The organism is Glutamicibacter soli, assembly GCF_003309065.1.
Classification (GTDB): domain Bacteria; phylum Actinomycetota; class Actinomycetes; order Actinomycetales; family Micrococcaceae; genus Glutamicibacter; species Glutamicibacter soli.
Genome location: NZ_POAF01000003.1, coordinates 479,508 through 506,059, shown reverse-complemented (window position 1 = coordinate 506,059; position 26,552 = coordinate 479,508). Strand labels below are relative to the sequence as shown.

The window sequence follows — 26,552 nt, the reverse complement described above, 5'->3', positions numbered from 1 at the left end:
GCGAGGTGATTGCTAATCAGGGGCACGGCGCCAGGACCACTGGACGCCAGTCGTAACGTGGATGTAAGGCTTTGCTACCGACGGTCGGCCGACCAAATGGCGAACCATGCGCAAAGGAGCAATCCTCATGAAAACCGATGACATCCAGATCTTCCTCGGGCTCGACGTAGGGAAAACCGACCACTGGGCCTGTGCCGTCACCACCGACGGCACCACCATCTGGAACAAAACCCTGCCCAACGACGAAACCAAACTCACCAAGGTCTATCAGGATCTCAGCGCCAAAGGCACCGTCCTGGTAGTCGTGGACCAGCCAGCCACCATCGGCGCCCTCGCCGTTGCCGTGGCCCAGCACCTGGGCATCATGGTGGCCTACCTGCCCGGGCTGACCATGCGGCGCATCGCGGACATGTATCCGGGCACGGCGAAAACCGACGAAAAAGACGCGTATATTATCGCTGACGCGGCCCGCACCATGCCGCACACACTGCGCAGCATCCAGGTCTCGGACGAGGAAGAAGCCGCCCTAGGCATGCTCACCGGCTTCGACCTGGACCTCTCCCGCCAGATCACCCAGACCAGCAACCGGATCCGCGGGCCATTCACCCAGATCCACCCCCGCCTGGAGCGCGTGATTGGCCCCTGGCTGGAGCATGATGCGGTGCTCGAAGTCCTCGCCGCCTGGCCCACCCCGGCCCAGCTGAAGCATGCCGGCAAGGCCAGGATCGACGCGAAACTCACAAAGCATGGAGCCCGCCGGCACACCGCCTGGGCTGGTTCGATCCTGGATGCCGTGGATGAGCAAACGGTGGTCGTGGTCGGCACCGAAGCCGCCGGGCTGGTCATCCCGCACCTAGCCCGGCAGCTGATCGACCTGCACGCCCAGCGGGCGGACGTAGCCAAGCATCTTGAAGCCATGGTGGAGGCCCACCCTCTTTGCCCGGTCCTGACTTCCATGCCCGGGGTCGCCGTCAGGACTGCCTCGATCTTCATCGCCGAGACCTCCGGCAAGACCTTCACTAGCCCTGCCGCGTTAGCGTCTTATGCCGGGCTGGCTCCCGTCACCCGGCAGTCGGGCACCTCGATCAAGTCCGAACGCGTCAGCCACTCAGGCAACAAGCGACTGAAACGAGCGTTGTTCCTTTCGGCGTTCGCCTCTATCCGTTTCGATCCGGTTAGCCGCGCCTAATATGACCGGAAACGGGCCCAGGGAAAACGCCACAACCAGGCGCTCATCGCGTTGGCTCATCGACGGCTGACGGTCCTGTTCGCCATGATCCGGGACGGGTCGCTTTACGATGCTCCGGTGCTGGAAGTTGCTTGACAAAATACATAGGGGCACCCCCCGGGCGGGGCCGGCCGTTGTGTCTGCCCCGTCTGGAAAGCTTGCAGTTGAGAACTTGAGCGGGGCGAGTAAAACGAAATCTATTGATCACCCAAAAGAGCGAGGAGCCGCAACTTGGACGGCTCCTCGCACGAAGAGAAACTAGAGAAACCGGAAGATACTACTGAGCGATTCCTTCGAACACGCTGTCGTCAGTAAATTCCTCGATGAGACTCTTATGGTCCTGAACAGTGCAAACTCCAGCATAAATCCCAGTTTGGCGGTGTTCAGGAACAAGTACGGTGTAAGCCGCAGTTTCAGTTAACTGCGTCTGGTCATCGTAGATTACCTGCTGATCACCCTCCGTATGCGTAGGGTCGAAAATGACAATTGCCATCTTCAATCCCCTTTCCCTGAATCATCGTATTGATACTGCGTGGGTCTCCTGTGCTTCGCCTCATTATATCGCAACCAGGCCGCGATGATACAGCAAGTTGCAACAAATAGCCAAATCAGATTCCACACCCAAGGCTGCCAGAGTGTAGAGAGGGCGGCTGCCATGAGTAGCATCGTGACCGCCAAGAGAATGTTGATCAAACGTAGCCGATAATACGATCGCGCAACACCCATTGTTTCCGGCGTTCGGGCCAGCCAAGAAAAAAGCAACGCTGGTAATGCCAGTATGACTGCGGCGGTTGTGTGTTTTCGCCAGTCTTAGAGGAGAAACCAGTCGGCGCTAGTTAGTCGTATAATCGTTGCAATTATTATCAGTATTATCACAGAGAAGAGGGCCACGTCCGTGAATTTTCGGATACCGTAGGCGATGGGTCTTAGTCGAAATTGAAGTTCAGCACCACCAAATCGAGGTATGTAAATTTCATTTTGAAGATGAGCTACGCAACGCACGTTCTTGACGTCGGCCAGAACTCGATCCCTCGACTGTTTTGCATTCAGATGCCTTAAGCTAAAGTCGTAAATTTCTAGTTCTGGCGCTGAGATGACTTCGAAATGTAGGCTGCGAGAAAATCCTGGATCTTCCACGGGGAGATTGTAGCTATCGTTGTCTCGTCTAATTCCTACTGGCTCCATCGTTATCTGCAAGTCGTAGCCATATTTAATGATGCAGCGCCTGCCAGCCATTGAGTCTGGAACTTCGATTAGGACGATCCAGGATCGCTCCAGAATGTCAATCAAATCTTCGACCAGACCGATCTTCTTTTTCTCGCCTATCATGCTCGATGTTTTGAGTAGCTCAAGGACTTCTTTCGAAGTGCGTTTGTTTGTGGTCACGCCATTGTTATCCCGATTTTCAATGAAGCCTAAAATGCGATCCTGGTCAGTGGATGAAGTGGGAACGTCTACTCCGGCAATCTTGAGCGAACTCTCGAGCATGACTCGCACAAGTTTGTTGCTCGTGGTGTGGTTGAGAACTGTAAGCGGTTTTCCTGAACTGTCTGCAACCCACCAAGAAAGCATGACTCTCTTGGGTAGGAGCGCGATCGGAATGATGACATGTCCAAGTGACCCTTGGATTGTTTTGTTTTTCGGTACCGTAAGGTCAAGTGAGGTCGTAATCTTCGTCCTACCGGGAACAGTGTCATCAATTGTTTGGATTCTTCTATGTACCCATTTGTCTGAAGACATGAAGAGTGAGCGCAATACTTGGCCATCGTCATTCATTGTTCCCTCCAATGTGCATAAATAGATACCTACAAAAATACTGATTTTTGGGGAAAATGCAACGATTTCTGATTTTCCTGAAAAGCTTATTGATGAATTAGCATCAGACGGAACTTCCGCGATACTGATTCGGACTCCAGATGCGCCATCTCAAAATCTCCGGCTAGCCGACGTACCAATGTATATGTTGGATCCTGATGCATTTTCTGTGCGACAGCATGCCATGTCGGACGCCGACACCAGCTAAGGCGCCCGTTCCGGTTACGGGTGAATTATGCATCTTTCTCTTCTGAAAAAACCTGTCACTCGGTTTGTTTCTGTCAGTCAACGCAGGGATCTCATGCAGATGTGCTGATGAGCAAAATTGTGCACCTGTGAATTGAAACATCCTGAGTACAAGCCAATCTGTTAAGCAGTGGTTTCCTCGCTGGCTACCTTCGGGTAGTACAGGCGGGAAACCACCTCGGCCACGCAACCGGGCTTGAGCAGCTTGCCGTCGCGTTCCTGCTCCACGGTGACCTGCACGGTGGACTGCGCCCACAACTCCGAGCGCTCCAGCGACAGCAGCTTTACGCGCCCGCGGACCCGCGAATTCACCAGCACCGGGGCGGGGTAGCGGACCTTGTTTGATCCGTAGTTCACGCCCATTGCCACGCCGTCCACCCGGTAGGTGGAGAACATGAAGCCGGAGACCAGCGAGAGGGTCATATAACCGTGCACCAGGGTGGTGCCGAACGGGCCCTTCGCGGCCCGCTGTTCGTCGACATGGATCCATTGGTGGTCGTTAGTGACCCTGGCGAAGTCGTTGATGTCTTCCTGGGTGATGGTCCGCCATTCGGTGACACCCAGTTCTTGGCCGGCGACCTGCTCGAAATCGGAGATGCTGTCGAAGATCCTCACGCCTTCGGACCCCCGGCGACATACAGCACCTGGCCCGAAACGAACCCGGAGTTCTCGCTGGCGAAGAAGGAGACCGCATTGGCGATATCAGCCGGCTTGCCGGTGCGCTGCACCGGGATCTTGGCGGCGCTGGCGGCCACGAAGTCCTCGAAGCTTAGACCCAAGCGCTCGGCGGTGGCCGCGGTCATCTCGGTCTCGATGAATCCCGGGGCAATCGCGTTGGCAGTGACGCCGTAGCGTCCCAGCTCCAGGGCCAGGGTCTTGGTGAAGCCCTGCATGCCGGCCTTCGCCGCGGCGTAGTTGGCCTGGCCGCGGTTGCCCAGCGCGGAGGTGCTGGACAGGTTGATGATGCGACCCCACTTGGCCTGGACCATGTGCTTCTGGGCTTCCCGGGAGACCAGGAACGCGCCGCGCAGGTGCACTCCCATGACCAGGTCCCAGTCCGAGACGGACATCTTGAACAGCAGGTTGTCGCGGATGATGCCGGCGTTGTTGACCACCACGGTGGGAGCGCCGAGCTCGTCGGCCACGCGCTGCACGGCGGCGGCGACAGATTCCTCGTTGGAGACGTCCGCGCTGATGGTCAGCACGTTGTGCCCCTTGGCCTTCAGCTCTGCGCCGATGGAATCCAGGCCGGCCTGGTCCAGGTCGAAGATGGCGATGTTCATGCCGTCCTCGGCCAGCTTGCGTGCCACCTCGGCGCCGATGCCGCGGCCGCCGCCGGTGATGATTGCGGTACGTTGTGTTTCACCCATGACGGGATCCTTTCGTCGGGGCTGCCGCGAAGCCTCGGGGCAGCCCAATCCTTGAATTCTTCGTGTCGGAAATCTAGCGGTAGGTCACCATGTCGTTGGCCAGGTGCGAGTGGTCGTTGAAGCTGACCAGGGTGATGCCTTGCGGTCCGCCAACGATCTTGGTGACCCCGGTGTTGACGGTGACCCTGTTCAGCCGCAGCCACAGGTCGAAACCGCCGCCCAGCAAGTGGGCCGCGGTCCAAGCGATGGCTCCGGAGCTTGAAACCACTGCCGCGCTTTCACCCTTGCCCAGCGAAGCCATGGCATCTTTCAATGCATTTTCCACCCGCGAGGTGAACTCGTTGAAGGTCTCCACATAGTCGGAGTCGTGGTCTCCCGAGGCCCAACGGGCCGATGACTTCTCCAGCAGCCGCTGGAAGGCGCGGGTATCGGTTTTGGCCAGCGGATCCTGCTCGGGATAGGCGGCGGTGATGTTGCTGGCGCTGAACTCGTCCCATCCGGTGTGGGTCACGGGTTCTTGCTCCAGCCCGCCCTTGGCGGCCAGGCCGGAGAGGGTCTGGCGCTGGCGGAGCATCTGCCCGGCGATCAGCCGGTTCGGGGCGATGCCCCGCGCGGCGAAATGCTCGCCGAGGATGTCGGCCTGCGCCAGCCCCTTGGGGGACAAGCGGTCGTAGTCGTCGGTTCCGAAGGATGCCTGCGCATGGCGAACCAGATAAATAACACTCACGGTAGCGACGCTATGGGCAAAGCAGGATGCCTGAAACCCTTAAGCCGAAGATCGCTTGAAGTGCAGGGGATCCCCTACAAGTGTCCAGCAGGCGGCCCGGAAGCTTACTCCCGGGCCGCCTGCTGGGCAGTTGACGCACGAAGATCAGACGCGGATCGCGTCTACGATCCGCACGCGTGCCGCTACGAGGGCTGGAAGCACACCTGTCAGCGCGCCCACCGCAACTGAAACCCCCAGGCCCAGCAGGGCGGCGTTGACCGGGAAGCCAGGCATTTCGTCAAGGCCGGTGGCCAGCACCGCGTTGATCAGCTTCGGGTTGCTGACGATGGCCACCGAGATCAGCACCCCGAGCCCGCCGGCCACCGCCGTGGCGACCACGCTTTCCATCATCACGGAGAAGAACACGCGTCCGGTGGTGGCGCCGAAGCTGCGCCGGATGCCCACCTCTCGGATGCGCTGCTTCATGGTCACCATCGCCACGTTCAACAGGCTCAGCGAACCGAGCAGCAGGATGATGCCCGCGATGCCGGCGACCACCAGAGCGACCTGCTTCAGGCCTTCATCCTGACCCCACGCAAGATAGTCCTGGCGGCTGGCATCGACATAGTATCCGGGAAGCTCCGCCTGCAGCTGGCGGGCGAACTGGCTTGCCAATTCCTCGGCGCCTTCGACGGGCACCCACATGGCGTAGGTGACTTCGTTCAGCGGGGTCCCTGCGGAGAACCACCGCTCGTAGGTTTCAGGCAGCATCCACAGCTGTCCCTCCATCCCGAAGTCCTTGGTCGAGGTGGCGCCGATGACTGTCACCGAGACGCTGTCGGCCCCGTTTTTCAGCTCGATGGTCGCCGGAAGCCGGGTATCGGCAAGCCCTAGCTGGGTCATCGTGGTTTTGTCCACCACCACCGCGGGGGAGAGGTTCGCGGCGTCCTCGGCCTCCAGCCAGCGCCCGTGCTGGGCGAAGATCCGGTGCATCGGGCCGTACTCCGGGTCAACCACCTGGATCTGGGTGCCGACGGAGAGCCCTTGATGGGTGGCACGCGCACCGTAGCTGCTGCCGACCACCGAGGTGTAGTTGATCTTGAAACGCTCGGCGGTTTTTTCGAAGGCCGCGGAGATCTGGGCGGAGTTCTGCGAGGGCCCCAGGTTCTCCGGGCTCGAGACATAGGTGCTGATCATGGCCGGGCGCCCGTAGCGTTCAAGCTGCTCGGTCATCAGCTGCTGCGCCATCGCGGCGCCGGCCACCGCGGTGGTCAGCGAGGCCACCGCAATGGTGACGCCGATGAGCGAAAGCAGCACCCGCAGCCGGTGGATGCGCAGTTCCTGCCAGGCTTCGACCAGCGCGGCGACAAATCCGGTCCCCAGACGCGACAGGTTGTTCATCTCGCCACCTCCTGGACCAGCGGGTGCAGGCGCCCGCCCTCCAGGCGGAAGCGCTCGCGGGCCAGCGCCGCGACATTCGAGTCGTGGGTGATGGTGATCAGCGCGGCCCCGGATTCCACCGTGGCCTCATCCAGCAGCTGCATCACCGCAAGCCCCGTGGCGACGTCCAGCGCGCCGGTGGGTTCATCGGCCAGCACCACCCGCGGGCGGCGGACCAGGGCGCGGGCAATGGCCACGCGCTGCTGCTCGCCGCCGGAAAGGGTCTGCGGCAGCGAATCCAGCCGGGAACCCAGGCCAACGCGCTCCAGGGCTTCGCTGGCCAGCCGGCGCCGCTGCCAGAAGTCGCGGCCGCTGGAGTACATCAGCGGTGCCATCACGTTCTCCAAGGCGGTGCGGCCGGGCAACAGGTTGAACTGCTGGAAGACGAAGCCCAGGTCCCTGCCGCGGGCGGCGGCCGCGCGGCGGGAGCTGAGCCTGGCCGCGTCCGTGCCGCGCCAGGCCAAGGTGCCGGAGGTCGGACGGTCCAGCAGTCCGAGGATATTGAGCAGCGTCGACTTTCCGGTACCCGAACGGCCCACGATCGCGATGTGGTCGCCCTCGGAAACACTCAAATCGATGCCGGTGAGGATCTGCAGTTCACTGTCATCGGGCAGCAGCACGCTGCGGGTGACGTTTTCAAGCTCCAGGAGCTGTGCGCCGCTCATCAGGGGTAGAACTCCATGCCCGGCTCCGTTTCCGGCACGGGGTTGGAACCCGGCACGTAGCGCAGCACCTCAGCGCCGGACTTCACGCCGGAGACCACCTCGACGACCTTGCCGTCGGTGACTCCGAGTTCGACCTCGGTGCGGATTTCCTTGCCCTTGTCATTGAGCACCCAGATGGCGCCCTGGCCTACCAGTCCGCGCACAGCGGTGACCGGTACGGTCAGCACGTTCTCGGCCGACCCGGCATCGATGTCCATGCGCATGGACAGGCCGTCGAAGACCACCACATCCTCGGGGACGACGCAGGAGATTTCGCTGCCTGACGCGCCGCCGGGCTGTTCCTGCCCTGGTTCGGAACCCAAACCGGTGATGGTCTCCTCGTTCGCCGCCTCGGAACCCTGCTCCTGGTCGATGCTTTCCGACGCCGAATCCGCCACGGAAAGGTTCTTGCAGACGAAGGGTTCGGGGCCTCCGTCGATGGTGATCTCGGCTTCGCGGGCGCCTTCCATGAGCCGGTAGCGGTCCAGCGGGTTGATGGTTCCGACGGCCTTGAAATTCTGTGGCTGTACCTTGCCCAGGGCGGCGCCCTTGGTGACCTCGTCATTGAGCTCGATGGCGAATTTGCCGACCTTGCCGGTGGCCGTGGCGCGGACGTCATGGTAGGCCACCACGGCTTTGGCCGGCTGCTGGACTTGTTCCGCGGCGTCCGACTCGTTGTCCGCAGAGCTGGTGGTGTTCGTGGCCTCGGGCTGGGTTTCGGCGCGGATCTGGAAGATCCGGTCGCCCTTGCTCACATTGTCGCCGGGTTTGACGAAGGCCCAGTTCACCACACCGTCCACCGGGGCGTTAAGGGTTTGGGCATCATCGAGCTTGATGGTTCCGGTAATAGCCAGGGTGTTCTCCACCGTGGACTTTTCCACCGTGACGGTTTCCGCCGGCACCTCGCCGGTGGGATACAGCTGGTCATCGTTTGCCGAGCTGCTGCCGGTGAAGGCGATGCTGACGAGGCTGACGGCGATCACGGCGCCAATCAGCAGCCAGGCGATTGGCAGGACAAAGCGCCGGAAGACGCGGCGTTGGCTCATAGGGAACTTCTTTCAATTCTGCAGTGAATAGTTCAGCGTGCCATGATTCCCGGGAGTTTGCGCGTGAATTGCTCAACTTTAATCGTAGATTCTGGATTATTACCGCAGTAGTCAAAATCGAAAAGTAGCGACTTGAGACCACTCGACGTAGCGGCGGGTCTGCCCTGGAAGCCTGCAGGGCGACGGAGGGCTTGGCGCGCCGTGTTTCCGCAGGGGCCGGAGCCGCCTGGCGGCGGAATTCCGTTGCGTGGATCCCTAGGCGGCGAACGGCCCGAAGTGCAGGGGAACCCCTACATGTTCTCGACGCCCCGCGCGCCCCGGCGGCCGTTAGATTGGACTGACTTGTATTCAGTACCCTCCTAAGGAGTCGCCCATGAACGCAGCAATCCGTGACCAGGTGATGCTGAGCAGCCGGAATGACAGGGTGCTCCAGCTGAGGATCCATTCACCGGCAACCCGCAATTCCATCGGCCCGGCGTTTTTCGAGGCCGCCGGCCAAGCGCTCCGCGAGGCCCAGGGCGATCCTCAGATCGGGGCGATCGTGATCGCGGGACACGGAGATTTCTTCTCTTCGGGAGGCAACCTGCATCAGCTGGCGGCCATGGCGGGGAAGACCGAACCCGAGCGCCTGGCGCGCCTGGAAATTTTCCACGGGCTCATTCGGCAGATCCGCAGGAGCGGCAAGCCGGTGATCATGGCGGTGGAAGGCGGGGCGGCCGGAGCGGGAATGTCCCTGGCATTGTCCGGCGACCTGCTGATCGCCTCTCAGGGCGCATTCTTCACCGCCGCCTACGTCAAGGCAGGGCTGACCCCGGATGGAGGCCTGACCGCGTTGCTGTCGGAGTCGCTGCCGCGGCAACTGGTAACCCACCTCTGCCTGACCGGGGCGCGGATCACCGCCGAGCGACTCCATGAACTGGGGGTCGTCAACGAATTGAGCAATCCCGGAGAAGCGGTGGACCGGGCGATGGAGCTGGGCCGTCGATTGGCCGCGGGGCCCCCGCGGGCCACCGCAAGAATTCTGCAGTTGTGCGATTCGGCCGTCACCGCAGACCTTGATACGCAGCTGGGCTGTGAAGCGGAACTGATGGTCCAGTCGCTCGGCGACCCGGAAGCCGGCGAAGGCATCGCGCGGGTGCTGAAGCCACGCGCCGGCTGAAGCCCGGCGCCGCAGCGGCATACCCGGTTATCACTGTGATTAGCGGGCCCGCCAGCGGAAATTGCCAGTGACTCGCGTCACGGACGGCGGGGAACCGGTGCCCCGCGGTAGTCGAGGACCCAGCGGAAATCGCTTAGACCCAAGTTGGATACCGTATTGGGGGTGCCTGAGGGGCCTTGGAGTCGGACTGTCTCATTCCTCACAAGAGGTGTCAAGAGGTCGGGGTGAGCGGTCGTTATTCGAATACCGGCGGGCGTAATCCGCCAGTGTGACCGGCGCAGCCCCGTTGCTACTGTGGTGTGCATTACACGAAGTTCTTCGACGTTTAGCTGTCAATTTGCCCATACCCAACCGTGCCCCATTCCCTTCCGGAAGATCTGGGAGAGAACGCCCGTGCGGTGTAGAAGTATCACGCAAGGTTGCACAACAGCGGCGGGTGCCAGATCTCCCACCACGCTCAGCGCCGGATAAAGAAGCAGAAGAAGGAAGGCACGATGGCACGACCCGCTCTGATCTCTCCGACAATCGAAATAACCAGTGACGCCCAGCGCAAGAAGAGCTGGGGACTGGTAGTCCTGCTGCTGATTTTCTTCACCATGAACTTCGCCGACAAGGCCGCTATTGGCCTGGCCAGCGAACAGATCCGCGAAAGCATGAACCTCAGCGCCGCGCAGTACGGACTGCTCTCCAGTGCGTTCTTCTGGTTGTTCGCCGTCGGTGCGGTGGGCCTGTCTGCTGTGTTCAAGAAGATTTCCTACAACTGGGCCGCCGGCATCCTCATGTTCACCTGGATCCTGAGCATGCTGCCCGTCACGGTCCCCACCACCTTCTCGGTGCTGCTGGTCAGCCGCATGCTGCTGGGCTTCTTTGAAAGCCCCGCCCACGCGCTGGTCCAGTCGATCCTCCACGAACGCTTCCCGCCGGACAAGCGCGCCCTGGCCGGCGCCATCGTCAACTCCGGCTCCTCGCTTGGCCCGTTGCTCGCGGCCCCGGCGCTGACCTGGGTCATCCTGACCTGGGACTGGCATGCATCCTTTATCGTGCTGTGCGCGGTCAGCGTCCTGTGGCTGATCGTCTGGTTCGCCTACGCCGACAAGCTCCCATTCAAGAAGCCGACGCTTGATGCCCACGCCAAGCAGGACGCCTTCGACACGAACGCGGACATCAACGTGCCGTTCCGCTACCTGCTGATGTCCCGCAGCTTCTGGGGACTGGCCATGCTGTCCTTCTCCGGATACCTGATCAGCTCGCTGAAGGTGACCTGGCTTCCGGCCTTTCTGAGCGAAGGGCTCGGCTACTCAATGGAGACCGTGGGACTGCTGGTTCCGATCCCGTACACCATCGCCATTGTGGTGCTGCTGGTGGCCGGTTTGATCTCCGGCCGCATGCTGCGCAAGGGCTACACCTCCCGCGCCGCCCGTTCCTTCCTCACCGCAGGATTCCTGATCTTCTCCGGTGTCTGCATGATGGCGTTTTCGCAGCTGCCGGCCGGACCGCTCCAGCTGTTCGCAGTGGTCGCCGCATTCTCCATCAACTCGGTTGCCTTCACGGTGGCTTTCGCCGGGGCCTCGGACTTCCTGCCCTCGCGCCAGCGCACCGCGTTCTTCGGCTGCATCATCGCCGTGTACTCGGTAGCCGGCATGATCGCCCCGTTGGGGTTGGGCATCATTGTCGAGCTGGCGCCGACGCCGGTTGACGGATATGCCAACGGCTTCCTGCTGGTCGGCATCCTGATCTGCCTGTTCGCAGTGGCCGGCGGACTGATGCTCAATCCCGAGCGCGAGCGCCTGCGCCTGCTGGGCCTGACCGCCCACTTCGAGAAGGCCAACGCCGCAAAATAAGGCTCCACCCTCGGCCACGCGCCGCCAACCACACACCAGATGGCACCAATGCGGTGCCATCTGGTCATCGGAATTAATAAAGAAGAAAAGAAAGAGACAGTGCGATGAGTTCTGTAATCGACCACCCGGACTACTTCATGCTGGATGCGGACCTCACCGACGCGGACCGCGCCCTGCGCGACAGGGTCCGCGCTTTCGGGCAGGCCACCATTGAGCCGATCATCAACAACTACTGGGAGCGCGCGGAATTCCCGCGCGAAGTCATCCCGGGGCTGGCCAAGCTGGGCATCATCGGCACCTTCATCCAGGGCTACGACTGCCCGGGCTTCACCCGCCAGGCCGCCGGCCTGGTGGCCCGCGAAATGGGGCGCATCGACGGATCGGTCAATACCTTCCTGGGCGTCCACTCGAACCTGTGCATGGGGTCCATCTACATGCTGGGCAACGAGGAACAGCGCCAGCGCTGGCTGCCGTCCATGGCGCGCCTGGAGAAGACCGGCGCCTTCGCCCTGACCGAACCGGACCACGGCTCGGACTCCGTGTCGCTGGAAACCTCCGCCCGCCGCGAGGGCGACACCTGGGTGCTCAACGGCCACAAGCGCTGGATCGGCAACGGCCACGAAGCCGACGTCATTGTCCTCTACGCCCGCGACGAGGCGGACGGCAACGTCAAGGCCTTCATCGTCGAGCGCCAGCCGGACGGCCAGTACCCCGACGGCTACCGCCCGACCCCGATTGCCGGCAAGATGGCCAAGCGCGCCATCCTGCAGGCCGACATCATCATCGAGAACCTGCGCGTCCCGGCCGAGAACCGCTTGGAGCACTGCGAGTCCTTCGCCGGGGTGAATCGAGTGCTGAAGGCCACCCGCGGCGGCGCCTCCTGGGAGGCCGTGGGCCACGGCATGGCGGCCTTCGAGATGGCGGCCACCTACGCCCTGCAGCGCGAGCAGTTCGGCGCCCCGATCGCCAGCTACCAGCTGGTGCAGGAAAAGCTGGCCACCATGCTCTCGGACCTGACCAGCATGCAGCTGATGTGCACCCGCATGGCGCAGCTGCAGGAACGCGACGAGCTGACCGCGCCGATGGCCTCCATGATCAAGATGACCACCTCGCGCAAGGCCCTGGCGATGTGCCGCGAAGCCCGTGACATGATGGCCGGAAACGGCCTGCTGCTGGAGAACCACGTGGCCCGCCACCTGACCGACATGGAAGTGGTCTCCACCTATGAGGGCACCGATTCCATGCAGGCGCTGATCGTGGGCCGCGACATCACCGGCATCTCGGCCTTCACCCGCAAGGCGTCCGCACCGAAGCCGGTGCCAAGCCGCGTCTAACGCGAACCGCTCCCTCAAGTACAAGCGACGGCATGGCCCTCAGGACTCTGCGGGCCATGCCGTCGCTTGGCGCCGCCCGGCCCCCTAACGCCGCGCGGGGTTCGAATCCTTGGCCGGTGCCCCGGGAGCCCGGAGCGTGAGCTCCACCCGGGCGCCGCCGTGGTTGGACAGTTTCATCGTGGCGCCCAGGGCCTGCGCCTGTCCGCTGGCGATGGTCAGCCCCAACCCGATGCCGCCACCCTTGGAGACGAAGCGTTCAGGACCGGTGTCGAGGATGCTGCGCGGAAAACCCGGCCCGTGGTCCAGCACGCTGACGCTCGTGCCCCGGGTGCCGACCAGGATTGCCCCGGAGCCATGGGTCGAGGCGTTGCTGATGAGGTTTTCCAGGATGCGCTCAAGACGCCTGGGTTCCACCAGCACCGTGCTGCCGCCGGATTGCAGCTGAAGCTCGAGATGTGCGCACTGCTCGGGCCGCCGTTCGCAGATGCGCCCGATGAGTTCGGCAACGCAGGAATCAAGGTCCAGCTCTGAGAGCTGGGCGGTTTCAACGCCTGACTCCAGCCGCGAGACCTGGAGCAGGTCCTCGACGAGGTTGCGCAGCTTGGCAACCCGGTCCTGGACAAGCTGCGTGGGACGCGATTCGGGAAGCAGGCTGGCGGCGGTGACCAGCCCGGTCAACGGGGTGCGCAGCTCATGGGCGAGATCAGCGGAGAAACGCTGCTCGGCCGCGAGCTTCGCGTTCAGCTTCTGGGCCATGGCGTCCACTGCCTCGGCGAACTGGTCGACTTCGTCCTTGCCTCCGAAGGGTTTGCCGATTGCGTCTTCCACCAGCACCCGGCGCTCGCCGGAGGCGATGGCGCGCGCCGCCTGGGAGCCCTTGGACAGCCTTTGGACGAGGCGGGAAACGATGAGCGTGCCCAATGCCGAGACCAGAACCAGCGTCGCGACACCTGCCCAGAGCAGGGCGGTGTCAACGCTGTGCCGCATCTGCTGGCTGTTGGCCCAGGACACCGACAGGGACAGGATTGCCGGCTGCGTGCCCAGGCTGACCGGGGCTGCCGCGTAGATGATGTCCTGGCCGTCGAGCCTCGCGCGGTAGGTGATGTACTGGCCTGCCTTGGCGGCATCCCGGGCCTCGGCCGGCAGCTGCGGATCGTTGACCTTGGCTCCTAGGATGCTGATTCCCGTCTCATCCAGGATCCGCACCGCCTGCTTCAGCGAACTGGTTGCTTCGTCGCGCAGCCGCTGTTCCTCGGAAATCGTGATCATCTGGCGCACCAGCAGCGCCGAGATCACCAGGGTCAGCAGGACCGACAGGATGGTCATCCCGGTAATTTTCCACCGAAGGCTCATGGGGCTTCATCCTGCAGCCGGTAGCCGAAACCGCGGACGGTATCGATGCGGGATGCGCCGATCTTCCTGCGCAGCCGCTGGACATGGACATCGATGACGCGGTGGTCGGCATCCCAGGTGTAGCCCCAGACCTCGGAGAGGATATCGCTGCGCGAGACGACCACCCCCGGATCCTCGCTGAGCATCAGCAGGATCTTCAGCTCGGTGGGAGTCAGGTGGATCTCCCGCGCATCCAGCGTCACCACCAACCGGTGCGGGTCGATGTCCAGCCCCTTCGCGTCCGGCACCGGTTCTCCATGGGCAACGGTGTTGGCCTGCGGCATCGCGGTGCGCCGCAGCACCGCCCGCAACCGGGCGTCGAGCACCTGCAGGTCGAACGGCTTGGCCAGATAGTCGTCCGCCCCGGCGTCCAGCCCGGTGACCATGTCCAGGCCTTCGCCGCGGGCCGAGAGCATGATCACCGGTATGTTGCTGAAGCCGCGCATCTGGCGGCAGACCTGGGTTCCGTTCATGGTCGGCAGCATGACATCCAGCAGTACCGCGTCCACCGGGTCTTCTTTCTGCAGGCGTCGGAAGAGCTCAAGGCCTTCCAAGCCGTCCTCGGCCCCGAGGACGTGATAGCCCAGGCGCTCAAGTCCGATGCTCGTTGCCTCCCGGATGACCGCGTCGTCCTCGATCATCAGCACGCGGACGCCATCGGCCCTCACTGCTCCGTCCCCTGGTCCTCGGCCGGATCGACCGGGCTGGCGAAGGAGTCGCCTTGGATGAACTGCCCATCCTGGTAGCGGAACATGCGTACCGACCAGCCCGAGGGGCAGCACATGGGGTCATCGGGTTTGTAGACAGCTTCCTGTGCGACAAGGCTGCCTTCCTTGCCCGCGCTCAGGTACACGTCCGAGCCTCCGACGGCGAGCGCGACCTCCGGTGTGCCCTTGGCATCACGGATGGCGAAGGAAGCGAAGCTGTAGGCGTCCCCGGCGGTGCTCACGGAGTAGATCTGGAACTTTTCGCCTGCAGTTTCGTAGGCGGGCAGCGCGACCAGGCATTTGTCGCATTCGGTCAGGTACTCGCGGATGTCCGCTTCGGAGTTCTCCCGGGTGCTCACGGCGTCCAGGTCGGTGGCCAGCAGGACCTGCCTGACCTGCGCGGGAGAGAAAGGCTGTTCCCAGGCCCTTTCATCGTTGATTGATGGTGCGGAGGACTGCGCGGCAGGCGTGGTCGGGAGCGCCGGAGATTCGATCCGCAGCGGATCGTTGGTGCTGCAGGCACTGGTTCCACAACATAGCAGCAGTGCGCAGAGCATGCCGAGTGCACGCCGTAAAGCCACGGGATCCCTTTCGATTGTCTGCCGGAAGTGTGCGGAGCGCTGACCGGCACTGCCAATTATGCCCGCGGCAGTCCGTGAAAACGCCTGAAACTGCCGTCGAGCAATCTGTCGATTGTGTAACAAAACCGATGGATTGCCGATAGGTGGTCGGGAGCTGGCAGTCGGTGCGTGTTGGAAGCATCTTAACCGTGAATCATCAAGTCTCCCTCGCAGCTCCACCACCGGGTGCAGCCACGCCCGTCCGCGAAACACCGACCCGCAATTTCGCCCTGGACGGACTGCGCGGCATCGCGGTGCTTGCCGTGCTCGTTTACCATTTCTGGCCTGCGGCCTTGCCCGGAGGTTTCCTCGGAGTGGACCTGTTTTTCGTCCTGAGCGGGTACCTCATTACCGGCGGCCTGCTTCGGAGCACGGAAGTCGGACGATTCCCCGACCTGCGCGCCTTCTGGAGCCGACGAGCCAGGCGCCTGCTGCCGGCCATGGCTCTGGTGCTGGTGGTTTCAACGGCGCTGGCACTGCTGGCTGCGGGGCAGCTTCCAGCCGGGCTGCGCTGGCAGTGGGCCGGCGCGTTGACCTACACCAGCAACTGGATGCAGATTGCCCACGGCAACAGCTATTTCGCGTCGATGGAACCGGCGTATTTCCAGCACTTCTGGTCACTTGCAGTTGAGGAGCAGTTCTACCTGCTGTGGCCGCTGGTGTTGGCCGCGCTGGCGTGGCTGCTGCGAAGCCGCCGGGCCTTGATGTGCGGAATCCTGGTCCTGGCCATTGCCTCCGCGGCGAGTATGGCCTGGGGCTTCGACCCGTCCAAGGATTCAAGCGTGCTGTATTTCGGAACCTGGACGCACGGTTTCGGCTTGTTGCTCGGATCCGCGGGCGCCGCAGCCAGCGCGAGCAGAAAACCTGCGGACGCGACGGTGCCGCGCCGGAAGCTGATGTTCATCCAGCTGTCCCAGGTCCTGATGCTCCTGGCCATGCTGGGCGGATTCTTTTTCCTTCCGGACACTTCTGCCGCGGCTTATCAGGGCGGCATGGCGCTGTTCAGCCTGCTCGGAACGCTGCTGGTCCTCACGCTGACGATATCCGGGACCTCCACGCGGGCGATGCTGGGCCTGAAAGGCTTGCGCTGGTTGGGCAACCGGAGTTACGGGCTGTACCTGTGGCACTGGCCGCTGCTGCTGCTGGCTCAAACGGTATTCCCGCCCCAGGCGGCCACGGCAGCGGTGCTGTGCACAATCCCGCTGGTGATTCTGGCCGCCGAACTGTCCTGGCGGTTCGTCGAGGAGCCGATTCTGCGTTACGGTTTCAAAACCGCCGTGGCTGGCTGGTCCGGGCGCATCGCCGAGCGGGTCAAACGGGTGTGGAACGGAACGAGGGGAAGCTTCGCCTCGGTGTTGCCGCTGCTGGCCTTGGTGCTGGTCCCGGCATGCGCTGTGTCCGTGCTCCTTGCGTCTCCGGAGCAAAGCCAGCTGGAACAGCAGCTGGCCCAAGCCCAAGATGTTTTGGCGGAACAGCAAGAATCCGCCCGGGTTCCGGAATCAAACGACGCGACGCCTCCTGGCGCAATTGCCCATGAATCGACGAATGATTCGCGAAAACCTGCGCGCAGCCCACGGAACTTCACTGGAAGCGATGTCACGGCGTTGGGGGATTCGGTGATGCTCGCCTCCTCACAGCAGCTGTTGAAGAGGCTGCCGGGGATTTCTATTGATGCCTCGGTCGGAGCGCAGATCTGGGACGCGCCTGCACAATTGCGGGAGTTGAAAAGCGCTGGTAAGTTGCGCCAAGTGGTGGTGCTTGGCCTTGGAACCAATGGGGACCTGCCGGCGGGAACCCTGGACGAAGTCCGGCGGATCCTCGGACCGAAGCGCGAACTGCTGCTGGTCACGGCGTACGCTCCGCGGCAGTGGATCGGCAGCGTCAACGGCAAACTCCACGCGGCCGCCGAAGCCGATTCCAGAACCCATCTGGTCGACTGGGCCGGAACCGCGGAGGGTATTGACGACATCGCCCGGGACAAGATCCATCCCGGACCGCATGGCAGCGCCGCCTACGGAAAACTGCTCGCTCAGGCGGTAGCGAGGCTCTGAGACCGCAGTGCGCTGGCCTGTTGCGGCGTCATACGCCGCCGGGATCAGGGTGCTCGCGCGTAGGCTGGGAAATGTAGCATTCATACCCGGAATCTGCCGGGTCACGAAAGGTGAGACATGTCGATTGTTGTCATTAATGCCCTGTCGATTCCCGGCGAAGCAGGACCGGAGCTGGAAAAGCGCTTCGCTGCCCGCAAGCACTCGGTTGACCAGGAGCCTGGCTTCGAAGGCTTCCAGCTGCTGCGTCCGGTGAATGGCGAGGACCGCTACTTCGTCTACACCCAGTGGGCCACCCGCGATGACTTCGAGAACTGGCGCAACAAGCGTTCCGAAGCTGCCCACGCGCCCAACGACGGCAAGAAGCCGGTAGCCAGCGGCGCGGACCTGATGGAGTTCGAGGTCGTGGAACTGTAGGCACGGCATCCCCTGACTGCGCCCCGGCACCTGATGGTGCTGGGGCGTTTGCCGTCTCAAGTACGGGATCCTTGGCGCGGGCTGGGTTGGTTTGCATGGGAGGTGACGTGGGAACGGCCCGTGGATACCCTTGGAGCAACCGCGGGGCCGTTGCTGCTCCGCGCAGGGTGGCAGTACGGGTCGTTTGGCAAGGGAGATGCGCGTGAAGCTGATAGTTGTCGGGGCGGGGCTCGCCGGATTGCAGGCAGCCCGCGTGGCGCTCGAGCAGGGGCACGACGTCACCGTGCTTGAAGCGGCTGAGACGTTCGGTGGCCGGGTGGCCACCGACATCATTGACGGGTTCCGCTGCGACCGCGGTTTCCAGCTGCTCAACCCCAGCTATCCGGAAGCCAGACGCACTGCGTCCCTGCGAAGTTTGGATTTGCATCCTTTCGGCAAAGGGGTAGCGGTCCGCGGCGAATCCTCGCTGGAGGTTCTGGCCGATCCCTTGCACCACCCCGTACGCGCCGCGCATCTGTTCGGCGGATCCGTGGGGGCACCGGATCTGGCGGCTGCCTGGCGCTGGGTCCGCCTGGCCGGCAACTCTTCGCTGACGCTGCGCGAATCCATTGAGCGGTCAGGGTTCTCCGCCCAGTTCCGGAAGGTCGTCGAGAAATTCTTCTCCGGGGTCGTTGCCGATTCCCAGTTGCAGGTGCCAGCCGCGCTGGCCCGCACGCTCTCGTGGTACTTCGCCATTGGGCGTCCTGCGCTCCCGGCCCAGGGTATGGCGGCTCTTGCCCACCAGCTCGCCGAACCCCTGCGCGAGCGCATCCAGCTGTCTGCACCCGTGGATTCCGTTGCCGTGGATGCGGCCGGCCAGGTGCAGGTGCGCTGCGAGTCGGGTCGCGACCTCGTGGCGGACCACGTGATCATTGCCGCCGGTCCACGCCACAGCGCCAGGCTCTCCGGGCAACCGGAACCACCCACGAATTCGCTGAGCACCTGGTGGTTTGCCACGCCGCACCGTCCCTCGGAACTTCCGTTCCTGCACGTGGACGTCCGGGAGGGCGCGGCACTCGCGCATGCCGCGGTGATCTCCAATGTTGCGCCCTCCTACGCCCCGGCAGGTTGGCACCTGGTGGAGGCGACGGCCGTAGGGGACCACGGGCTGGATGACGAGGCGGCGCTGGACCAGGCCTCCGACCTGCTCGGCGAGACCCGCAGGGACTGGCGGTTGCTGGTCCGCCACGACATTTCCGACGCATTGCCGTCCCTGGCTCCGGGACAGGAACCGCTGGATACCAAGCTTCCCGGGATCACTCTGGCCGGGGACTTTGCCCAGCCATCGATCCAGGGCGCCCTGGCCAGCGGCAGGCTCGCGGCAGGAAGAGCGGTTCGCCGCTAGACCCGGAGCACAGCCTTCACTGCGCCCCGTTGGCGCGTTCCAGCTCCCCGGCAGGGAACGAAGTTTTGAGATTCCTGTGAGCGGGCAGGGGATCTGGCAAACTCTTCGGAATTCGGTCTTTTCGGGGCCCATAGACCCCGCATAATTAATATTCACATGATGTGGATCGGAGGAAGATACTCCGATCGGAAGGGAACGATGGACGCTTCAGGCGACAGTAGATGTCACAGGCCTAACCCTCTGCCCGGTAGGAATGCCGTTCAGACGCATTGCGGCAGGGGGTGTAAATAATGGAGTGGATATCGTTGCTGCTGGCCATCGTCCTGATCGCGGGATGCGGCCTGTTCGTGGCCGCAGAATTCTCCCTGATCACGGTTAACCGCAATCAGGTCAAGCAGGCCGCGGAATCCGGTGACCGCCGCGCGTCCGGCGTGCTGAAGGGCATGAGCACCCTGTCCACGCAGCTGTCCGGAGCCCAGCTTGGAATCACCCTGACCAACCTGGGTATCGGCTTTCTGGCCGAGCCGGCCATCGCCGCCCTGGTGGTGGGGCCGCTGCAGGACGCCGGGCTGGATCCGACGCTTGCGCGTTCGGTCTCCGTGGCCATCGCCCTGGTGCTGGCCACCATCCTGACCATGGTCTTCGGCGAGCTGGTTCCCAAGAACCTCGCCATCGCCAAGCCTTTCGCTACCGCCAAGGCAGTGGTGGGCTTCCAGCGCGGATTCAGCGCCGTGACCAAGCCGCTACTGGTGTTCTTCAACGGCAACGCCAACTGGATCGTGCGCCGCTTCGGTATCGAACCGCAGGAAGAGCTGGCCTCGACGCGCTCCTCCGAGGAACTGGTGGCGCTCGTGGGCCACTCGGCCCGCGAAGGCGTGCTGCCCTCGCAGACCGCGGAACTGATGCGCCGCACCGTGGCCTTCGGCAACCGCCGCGGCCACGACGCCATGACCCCGCGCTCGCGCATGGTCAGCATCGCCGCCGAGCAGAGCGTGCAGGAAGTGCTTGCGCTGGCCGCCGACACCGGCCACTCGCGATTCCCGATTCTCAGCGACGACGGCCGCCAGGTCGACGGCCTGGTGCGCATCCGCACCCTGCTGGCCGTGCCCTATGAGCGGCGGGAGACCACCGCGGTGGGCACCCTGGCCGAGGAAGCCACGCTGGTTCCCGACACCGTGGAGCTGGACGAGCTGATGGACCAGCTGCGCCGCGAGGACCTGCAGATGGCAGTGCTGATCGACGAAACCGGAGACGTCGCCGGGCTGCTGACCCTTGAGGACCTGGTGGAGGAAATCGTCGGAGAAGTGCGCGACGAGCACGACCCGGAAGACGGCACCGTGCAGGTGCTAGGCGAGAACTCGTGGATCCTCGATGCGGCATTGCGGCCGGACGAAGCCAATGAACTGGTCGGCTGCCAGATCCCGCGCGACGCTGACTACGAAACCCTGGCAGGCCTGGTGACCCTGCAGCTGGGCAAGCTCGGCGAAGTCGGAGACCAGGCGACGCTGGTGGTCCCTGGCCTCCCGGGGCAGCCCGAGAAGGAACTGCGCTTTACGGTCATTGAAATGGACGGCTCGCGGATCGCCACGGTGGAACTGACCGCGGTGGAACTGGATGAACAGGAGCAGAACCGATGAGCGATTTAACCGGAATCATCCTGACAGTCCTGCTGCTGGCCGCCAACTTCTACTTTGTCGGCGCGGAGTTCGCGCTGATCTCCGCCCGCCGCAGCATCATCGAGCCCAAGGCGCAGGCGGGCAGCCGCAGTGCCAAGATGACGCTGTGGGCCATCGAGAATGTCTCCCTGGTGATGGCCGGCGCGCAGCTGGGCATCACCGTCTGCTCCTTGGCGCTGGGCTACGTGACCAAGCCGCTGGTGAAGTACGCGGTGGCCGAGCCGTTCGAGGCAATGGGCATCCCGGTGTCGTGGATCGATCCGCTGTCCTATGCCATCGCCCTGATCCTGGTGACCTACCTGCACGTGGTGCTGGCTGAAATGGTGCCGAAGAACATGGCCCTGGCCGGACCGGAACGCATGGCGCTGATCCTCGGCCCGAGCATGGTCGTGCTGGTGAAGATCCTGCGCCCGGTGCTGTGGACCATGAACGCGCTGGGCAACCTGTTCCTGCGCTTGATGGGTGTGACCCCGAAGAACGAGGTGGCCAGCGCGTTCACCCGCAACGAGGTGGCGGACATGGTGGCCGAGTCGCGCTCCGGTGGACTGCTTGACCACCATGACGAGCAGCTGCTGATGGGCGCGCTGAACTTCGACGCGCACAGCATCGACTCGGTGGCCATCGACTTCGGCAAGGTCCGCACCCTGCCGCGCAGCAGCACGGTGGCCCAAGTGGAGCAGGCCGCCTCGCAGGGCTTCTCCCGCTTCCCGCTGATCCAGGACGGCAAGCCGGTGGGCTACGTGCACATCAAGGACGTGCTGGGACGCGGGGCCGCCGAGCGCTCCCAGACGCTGGAGCAGGCTGCGGTGCGCGCCTTGCCCGAGTTCACCGCGCAGCAGCCGGTGCGCACCGCTTTGCAGCAGATGCAGAGCAGCGGTGCTCACCTGGCGCTGGTGAAGGACGCTGGCACCGGCCAGGTCACCGGCATCGTGACCCTGGAAGACCTGCTCGCCGAGTTGGTCGGCCAGATCCGCGACCAGACCACGGTGCCGGACGCCGAAGGCTAGCAAGACGGCTCAACGGAGAATGCGCTTGGGTCCGCGTCATGACGCGGGCCCAAGCGCATTCTTGTATTCCGCGGCAGGTTGGCCGCGGCGTCCTTGAGCCTCAGCCCTTACCGTAGGGGTCTCGATCCCCGATGTGTCCTTCGGCCGTGACATCCAAGACGCGCTGCACGAAAGCCCCGTATTCGCTCATGTAGTGGGCCAGGAAGTCGGAGGTGGACTGGTCGTTGACGGTGCCGTTAGCTTCGAAGAGTCCGGGCTTGAAGGTGATGTAGCCTTCGGGGGAGTTCAGCTGCGGGGCGTCCAGGAAGCTGAGCACGCTGCGCATGTTCGACTGCATGACCGCGGTGCCGATGGCGCCCGGGGATGCGCCGATGATCCCGGTGGGCTTGCGGGCGAAGGAATTGGTGCCCCACGGGCGGGAAGCCCAGTCGATGGCGTTCTTCAGCGCGCCCGGGATGGAGCGGTTGTATTCAGGCGAAACGATGAGCAGGCCGTCGGATGCCTCGATGGCGCTCTTGAGATCCAGACCAGCCTGCGGGTAGTCCGCGTCGTAGTCGTGGTTGTACAACGGAAGGTCCTTGATGGAGATCTCGTTGAATGACAGGCACTCGGGAGCCAGCTTGATGAGCGCCTTGGACAACGTGCGGTTGATGGAGCCGGCTGCTAGTGAACCGACAATATATCCAATGTTGTAGGTAGCCATGATGCTAGCTAAACACCCGGGTCTGCATCAGTCCAGAGCGATTGGATGGCTAATTTTCGAACCGGTTCGCGGCTGGATGAACGCCGGAACCAAGGTCGCGCGTTTGGCCTATTCAGGGGGTTTCCGGGTAGGTCCCGTCGCCGAGGTCCGGATTGGCCAGAACCTGCAGAGGGTCGTTGAGGAATACCCTGCGTCCATCCAGACGCAGCCGGCGCAGTCCTTCCAAGGCCATCCGGCGGGCCACCGTGGTGAAGGAATAGACCCGGGAGATGTCCACCAGCACCGCGGTGCGCGAGGTGGAGGCGGCCATCAAATCCAGCAGTTCGGAGGCGGCGGTGAACTGCACGTTGCCCTGCAGGACAAAGATCTCGCGGGTGGCTTCCTGATGGACGTCCACCACGTCCAGCTGGCCGCTGCTGGGTGCGAACAGGTGCAGGCCCATGTCGGTGGACAGCCGCTCGAAGGCCCGGCCCGCGCGCTGGCTGTTGCCGTGGGCGTCGAGCCGTGGCGAGAACGCTCCGATGCCCACCTGGTCGGGAAGCACCCCGACCAAACCTCCGGCCACGCCGCTCTTGGCGGGGATTCCCACCCGGGTGAGCCAGTCACCGGCCCCGTCGTACATGCCAGCCACCGCCATGACCGACATGACCTGCTGGGCGATGCCCTCGCTCAGCACCCTTTCGAGGGTGCGTGGCTGCACGCCGCCGTTGGCCAGTGTTGCCGACATGAGCGACAGGTCCTCGACGGTGACCAGGATGGAGCACTGGCGGGTGTAACCGGAGACCACCTCATGCGCGTCGGTGCCGAGAATCCCGTAGCTGCGCAGCATATGGGCTGTAGCCAAGTTGCGGTCAGCCGTTTCCATTTCGGAGGCGTACACGCTCTCGTCGATGCGCAGTTCGCGTCCGGCCAACTGGGAGAACAGTTCCAGCACGCGGGCCACGCGGTCCTCGGTGCTGGCATCCTCGGCGACCAGCAGGCCGTGGGTCATGATGGCTCCGGCATTGATCATCGGGTTCTTCGGCCGGTGGGTCCCTTCTTCCAGTGACAGTTCGTTGAAGGCCTCGCCCGAGGCTTCGACCCCGACGGACCGCAGCACCCGGTCCAGGCCCCGGTCCATGATGGCCGCCGCGTAGGCGAACGGCTTGGAGATGGATTGGATGGTGAATTCTTCGAGGTGGTCCCCGGCGGAATAGGTGCTTCCGGTGGCCGTGGTGACAGAGAGGGCGAAGAGATCCGGGTTGGCCTGCGCCAGTTCGGGAATGTACTGAGCGGTGTTTCCGCTGGTGTCGTTCCGGAGGCTGTCGAGCACCTCGTCGAGGTAGTCAGGAATCGGGGTTTTCATGGATTGTTCCTCGTCGCTGTTGTTCCACGTCACTGGTGCGTTGGCGCCCTGCCGGACGATTATTGGCTCGCACTTCCAACCTAGGCGTTCGCGCGCAGGTCTGTACAGCGGGACATGACGAAGGCGTCCATCCGGCCACAACTCCGGATGGACGCCTTCAGGCATTTTCTGCTTCCCCTACCGCGCCTGGCGGTGGATCGACTTATAGCTTAAGTACGCAGCCAGGCCTTCTGGCCCGTACTCGGTGCCGAGCCCCGAATCATGGCGTCCGCCGAAGGGGGCTGCATGGTTGGAGGCGAAGAAGTTCACCCCGACGCTGCCGGTGTCCATGCGTTCGGCCACCGACAGGGCACGCTCCTCGTCCGCGCCGAAGACCAGGCCACCCAAGCCGAATTCGGTGTTGTTGGCCAGTGACACCGCCTCGTCCTCGGAGGAGTACTTCAGCACCGTGATGACCGGGCCGAAGATTTCCTCGCGCGAAATGGTCATGTCCGGGGTGACATCAGCGAAAACCGTGGGCTGGATGAAGAACCCGTCAGCTAGGTCCCCGTCCAGCTGCGCCGTGGCGCCGCCGGTGACCGCGCGGGCACCTTCGGCGTGACCTGCCTCCAAGTAGCCGAGCACCGTCTGGTACTGGCTGCGGTTGGCCGAAGGACCGAAGACCGTGGCGGGATCCAACGGGTCGCCCTGCGGCGCGGAAGCGATGGTCGCGGCCACCACGTCCACCACCTCGTCGTAGCGTTCAGCCGGGGCCAGGATGCGGGTGGAGATGTAGCAGGTCTGTCCGGTGTTGCGCATGCAGGAACGGATCAGCCTCGAACCCAACAGGTCTAGGTCCGCGTCCGGAAGCACCAGCGCGCTGGACTTGCCGCCCAGCTCCAGGGTGACCGGGCGCAGCAGCTCGCCGCAGGCCGCGGCGATCGTGCGGCCCACCGGGGTGGAGCCGGTGAACGCCACCTTGGACACCAGCGGGTGGCGCACCAGTTCGTCGCCCATCCGTCCCGGGCCGGTGACCAGGTTTGCAACGCCCGCCGGGACCCCGGCGGCGTCCAGCGCATCCATGATGATGCGGAAGGACAACGGGGTGGGGGATGCAGGCTTCATGACCACGGTGCAGCCCGCCAGCAGCGCCGGGGCCAGCTTGATAACCATCAGGTTGATCGGGAAGTTCCACGGGGCAATCAGCGCGCAGATACCCACCGGGTCGCGGCGGACCAGCGTTTCGCCGGCGCCGTTGGGGAACGGGCGCAGGTCCTCCTGCTCCAGCAGCGGTGCCAGGGATGCGAAGTAGCGGAAGATGCCGGCGGCGTTGGCGGCGGCCCCGCCGGTCTCGGAGACCGGCGAGCCGTTCTCCAGCGTATTGGTCAGCGACAGTTCACCGGCCCGGTTTTCGATCTGATGCGCGATGCGCAGCAGTAATGCCGCCCGCTCGGAGGGTGTGGTGTTCTTCCACGGGGATGAATGCAGCGCGTGGTGGGCCGAGCGGACCGCGGTGTCCACGTCCTGGCTGGTGCCGGCCGGGACCGAACCCCACACGGCGCCGGTGGCGGGGTCGGTGACCTCGATGCGTCCGGTGCCCTGCGAACGCGTCCACCCGCCGTCGATGAAGTGCGTGTCCACGTGGCGGTAGGGCAGCATCAGTTCCTCGCGCCGGGCCGCGGCTCCGGTCAGCGTGCTCATCGCAGCACCGCCGTGCGCAGCAGGGCGCGGGAGCGGGCCAGGTCCGCGGTGGCCATGTCCACCGCTGCCTGCGTGATCAGCTCCGGGATGATCTCGGTTTCCAGCCGGTCGGTGTACATGGCGGGGTTCTGGCCGAACCAGCCCGAGGCCAGCGCGATGCCGGCGTGGTCGAAGCGCCACAGCCGGTCCGCGTCGCGCATCAGCGCATCTTCCAGGGTGTAGGCGTTCGGGCGGGTGTCATGCCCGTCGATGATCTTGCAGACCTCGTCGATGAACTGCGCGTCGTAGCCCAGGGCGGGCAGCACGCGGCGGGCCACCAGGCAGCCCTCGCGTTCGTGCTCGTAGCGGATGTCAGCGGTGCGCCACTCGCCGCGGAAGCCGTCGGAGATGATCTTCTCCTGGTCCACATGCGCCCAGCCGGTGTCGTGCAGCAGCGTGGCGACCAGCACCAGGGTGCGGTCCGCTTCCGGGTGCGCGTCGCACAGCCGGCGGGCGAAGGACAGGGAGATGGGCAGGTGGATGTCGTTGCCGCGGGCGCGGGTCTCGGGGACCACCGCCGCCCACAGGGCCTCCAGCTCGCCGTCCGCGTGTACTCCCAGGGAGATGGGGCTGGTGTTGATGGTGCCGGTGGCCGGCAGCGGCCGGGCGTCGTTCAGGGTTGTCATGGTGTCCTCAGGCCTTTGC

General features: G+C 63.9%; 23 protein-coding genes and 1 pseudogene. 9 read left to right on the top strand and 15 right to left on the bottom strand.

Features of this window, described 5'->3' with window-relative positions; genetic code table 11:
- Positions 1-127 precede the first annotated feature (127 nt).
- A pseudogene (locus C1H84_RS08900) lies at positions 128-1,324 on the top strand (IS110 family RNA-guided transposase).
- A 181-nt stretch (positions 1,325-1,505) separates the two neighbouring features.
- Here C1H84_RS08900 and C1H84_RS08895 read toward each other — a convergent pair.
- The 8 genes from C1H84_RS08895 to C1H84_RS08860 all read right to left on the bottom strand — a co-directional run bounded on the left by C1H84_RS08895 (position 1,506) and on the right by C1H84_RS08860 (position 8,555).
- Positions 1,506-1,721 (bottom strand): hypothetical protein, encoded by a 216-nt coding sequence (locus C1H84_RS08895; protein WP_146955985.1) that lies wholly within the window; start codon positions 1,719-1,721, stop codon positions 1,506-1,508.
- A 317-nt stretch (positions 1,722-2,038) separates the two neighbouring features.
- Positions 2,039-3,004, bottom strand: a complete 966-nt coding sequence (locus C1H84_RS08890) for a hypothetical protein (protein ID WP_146955983.1) — start codon at positions 3,002-3,004, stop codon at positions 2,039-2,041.
- Positions 3,005-3,412: 408 nt separating this feature from the next.
- Positions 3,413-3,904 carry a MaoC family dehydratase gene (locus tag C1H84_RS08885; protein ID WP_113607177.1) on the bottom strand — a complete coding sequence of 164 codons (492 nt, stop codon included), beginning with the start codon at positions 3,902-3,904 and terminating at the stop codon, positions 3,413-3,415.
- On the bottom strand, positions 3,901-4,659 hold the full coding sequence (gene fabG / locus C1H84_RS08880; protein ID WP_113607176.1) for a 3-oxoacyl-ACP reductase FabG: 759 nt from the start codon (positions 4,657-4,659) through the stop codon (positions 3,901-3,903). The genes C1H84_RS08885 and fabG overlap by 4 nt, the downstream gene beginning before the upstream one ends.
- 73 nt (positions 4,660-4,732) lie before the next feature.
- Entirely contained in the window at positions 4,733-5,386 is a 654-nt protein-coding gene (locus C1H84_RS08875) for a histidine phosphatase family protein (RefSeq protein ID WP_113607175.1), read from the bottom strand.
- A gap of 144 nt (positions 5,387-5,530) precedes the next feature.
- Positions 5,531-6,766 carry an ABC transporter permease gene (locus C1H84_RS08870; RefSeq protein ID WP_113607174.1) on the bottom strand — a complete coding sequence of 412 codons (1,236 nt, stop codon included), beginning with the start codon at positions 6,764-6,766 and terminating at the stop codon, positions 5,531-5,533.
- Entirely contained in the window at positions 6,763-7,470 is a 708-nt protein-coding gene (locus tag C1H84_RS08865) for an ABC transporter ATP-binding protein (protein WP_113607173.1), read from the bottom strand. The genes C1H84_RS08870 and C1H84_RS08865 overlap by 4 nt, the downstream gene beginning before the upstream one ends.
- Positions 7,470-8,555 (bottom strand): efflux RND transporter periplasmic adaptor subunit, encoded by a 1,086-nt coding sequence (locus tag C1H84_RS08860; protein WP_113607172.1) that lies wholly within the window; start codon positions 8,553-8,555, stop codon positions 7,470-7,472. Before C1H84_RS08860 ends, C1H84_RS08865 begins: the two co-directional genes overlap by 1 nt.
- 373 nt (positions 8,556-8,928) lie before the next feature.
- Between C1H84_RS08860 and C1H84_RS08855 the strand changes: the two genes are divergently transcribed.
- From C1H84_RS08855 to C1H84_RS08845, 3 genes are all read left to right on the top strand, one after another.
- Entirely contained in the window at positions 8,929-9,714 is a 786-nt protein-coding gene (locus tag C1H84_RS08855; RefSeq protein ID WP_220124892.1) for an oxepin-CoA hydrolase, alternative type, read from the top strand.
- A 494-nt stretch (positions 9,715-10,208) separates the two neighbouring features.
- Entirely contained in the window at positions 10,209-11,555 is a 1,347-nt protein-coding gene (locus C1H84_RS08850) for an MFS transporter (protein WP_113607171.1), read from the top strand.
- A gap of 104 nt (positions 11,556-11,659) precedes the next feature.
- Positions 11,660-12,889 carry an acyl-CoA dehydrogenase family protein gene (locus tag C1H84_RS08845; RefSeq protein WP_113607170.1) on the top strand — a complete coding sequence of 410 codons (1,230 nt, stop codon included), beginning with the start codon at positions 11,660-11,662 and terminating at the stop codon, positions 12,887-12,889.
- Positions 12,890-12,973: 84 nt separating this feature from the next.
- Here C1H84_RS08845 and C1H84_RS08840 read toward each other — a convergent pair whose 3' ends face one another.
- Genes C1H84_RS08840 through C1H84_RS08830 form a run of 3 tightly spaced genes read right to left on the bottom strand, consistent with a single transcriptional unit; the run spans position 12,974 to position 15,569 of the window.
- The gene (locus C1H84_RS08840) at positions 12,974-14,242 is read right to left on the bottom strand and encodes an ATP-binding protein (protein WP_113607169.1); all 1,269 of its coding nucleotides are present in this window, start codon (positions 14,240-14,242) and stop codon (positions 12,974-12,976) included.
- The gene (locus C1H84_RS08835) at positions 14,239-14,949 is read right to left on the bottom strand and encodes a response regulator transcription factor (RefSeq protein WP_244910859.1); all 711 of its coding nucleotides are present in this window, start codon (positions 14,947-14,949) and stop codon (positions 14,239-14,241) included. The genes C1H84_RS08840 and C1H84_RS08835 overlap by 4 nt, the downstream gene beginning before the upstream one ends.
- A complete protein-coding gene (locus C1H84_RS08830) occupies positions 14,946-15,569 on the bottom strand; it encodes a hypothetical protein (protein WP_146955981.1) in 624 nt (207 codons plus the stop codon). Before C1H84_RS08830 ends, C1H84_RS08835 begins: the two co-directional genes overlap by 4 nt.
- A 188-nt stretch (positions 15,570-15,757) precedes the next feature.
- Between C1H84_RS08830 and C1H84_RS08825 the strand changes: the two genes are divergently transcribed.
- The 5 genes from C1H84_RS08825 (at position 15,758) to C1H84_RS08805 (ending at position 22,140) form a co-directional block, all read left to right on the top strand.
- Entirely contained in the window at positions 15,758-17,659 is a 1,902-nt protein-coding gene (locus C1H84_RS08825; RefSeq protein ID WP_181728086.1) for an acyltransferase family protein, read from the top strand.
- Positions 17,660-17,776: 117 nt separating this feature from the next.
- Positions 17,777-18,073 carry an antibiotic biosynthesis monooxygenase family protein gene (locus C1H84_RS08820; protein WP_053799012.1) on the top strand — a complete coding sequence of 99 codons (297 nt, stop codon included), beginning with the start codon at positions 17,777-17,779 and terminating at the stop codon, positions 18,071-18,073.
- 202 nt (positions 18,074-18,275) lie between these two features.
- Entirely contained in the window at positions 18,276-19,457 is a 1,182-nt protein-coding gene (locus tag C1H84_RS08815; RefSeq protein WP_181728085.1) for an NAD(P)/FAD-dependent oxidoreductase, read from the top strand.
- A gap of 290 nt (positions 19,458-19,747) precedes the next feature.
- Positions 19,748-21,094: a hemolysin family protein gene (locus C1H84_RS08810; protein WP_053799010.1), complete on the top strand. Its 1,347-nt coding sequence runs from the start codon at positions 19,748-19,750 to the stop codon at positions 21,092-21,094.
- Positions 21,091-22,140 carry a hemolysin family protein gene (locus tag C1H84_RS08805; RefSeq protein WP_113607166.1) on the top strand — a complete coding sequence of 350 codons (1,050 nt, stop codon included), beginning with the start codon at positions 21,091-21,093 and terminating at the stop codon, positions 22,138-22,140. Before C1H84_RS08810 ends, C1H84_RS08805 begins: the two co-directional genes overlap by 4 nt.
- 100 nt (positions 22,141-22,240) lie before the next feature.
- Here the strand turns inward: C1H84_RS08805 and C1H84_RS08800 are convergent, their stop codons facing one another.
- The 4 genes from C1H84_RS08800 to C1H84_RS08785 form a co-directional block, all read right to left on the bottom strand.
- The gene (locus C1H84_RS08800; protein WP_113607165.1) at positions 22,241-22,843 is read right to left on the bottom strand and encodes an NADPH-dependent FMN reductase; all 603 of its coding nucleotides are present in this window, start codon (positions 22,841-22,843) and stop codon (positions 22,241-22,243) included.
- Between the two features lie 112 nt (positions 22,844-22,955).
- Entirely contained in the window at positions 22,956-24,188 is a 1,233-nt protein-coding gene (locus C1H84_RS08795) for a glutaminase (protein WP_113607164.1), read from the bottom strand.
- 177 nt (positions 24,189-24,365) lie between these two features.
- A complete protein-coding gene (locus tag C1H84_RS08790) occupies positions 24,366-25,868 on the bottom strand; it encodes an aldehyde dehydrogenase family protein (RefSeq protein WP_113607163.1) in 1,503 nt (500 codons plus the stop codon).
- A complete protein-coding gene (locus tag C1H84_RS08785; protein ID WP_113607162.1) occupies positions 25,865-26,533 on the bottom strand; it encodes an HD domain-containing protein in 669 nt (222 codons plus the stop codon). Before C1H84_RS08785 ends, C1H84_RS08790 begins: the two co-directional genes overlap by 4 nt.
- Between the last annotated feature and the right edge of the window lie 19 nt (positions 26,534-26,552).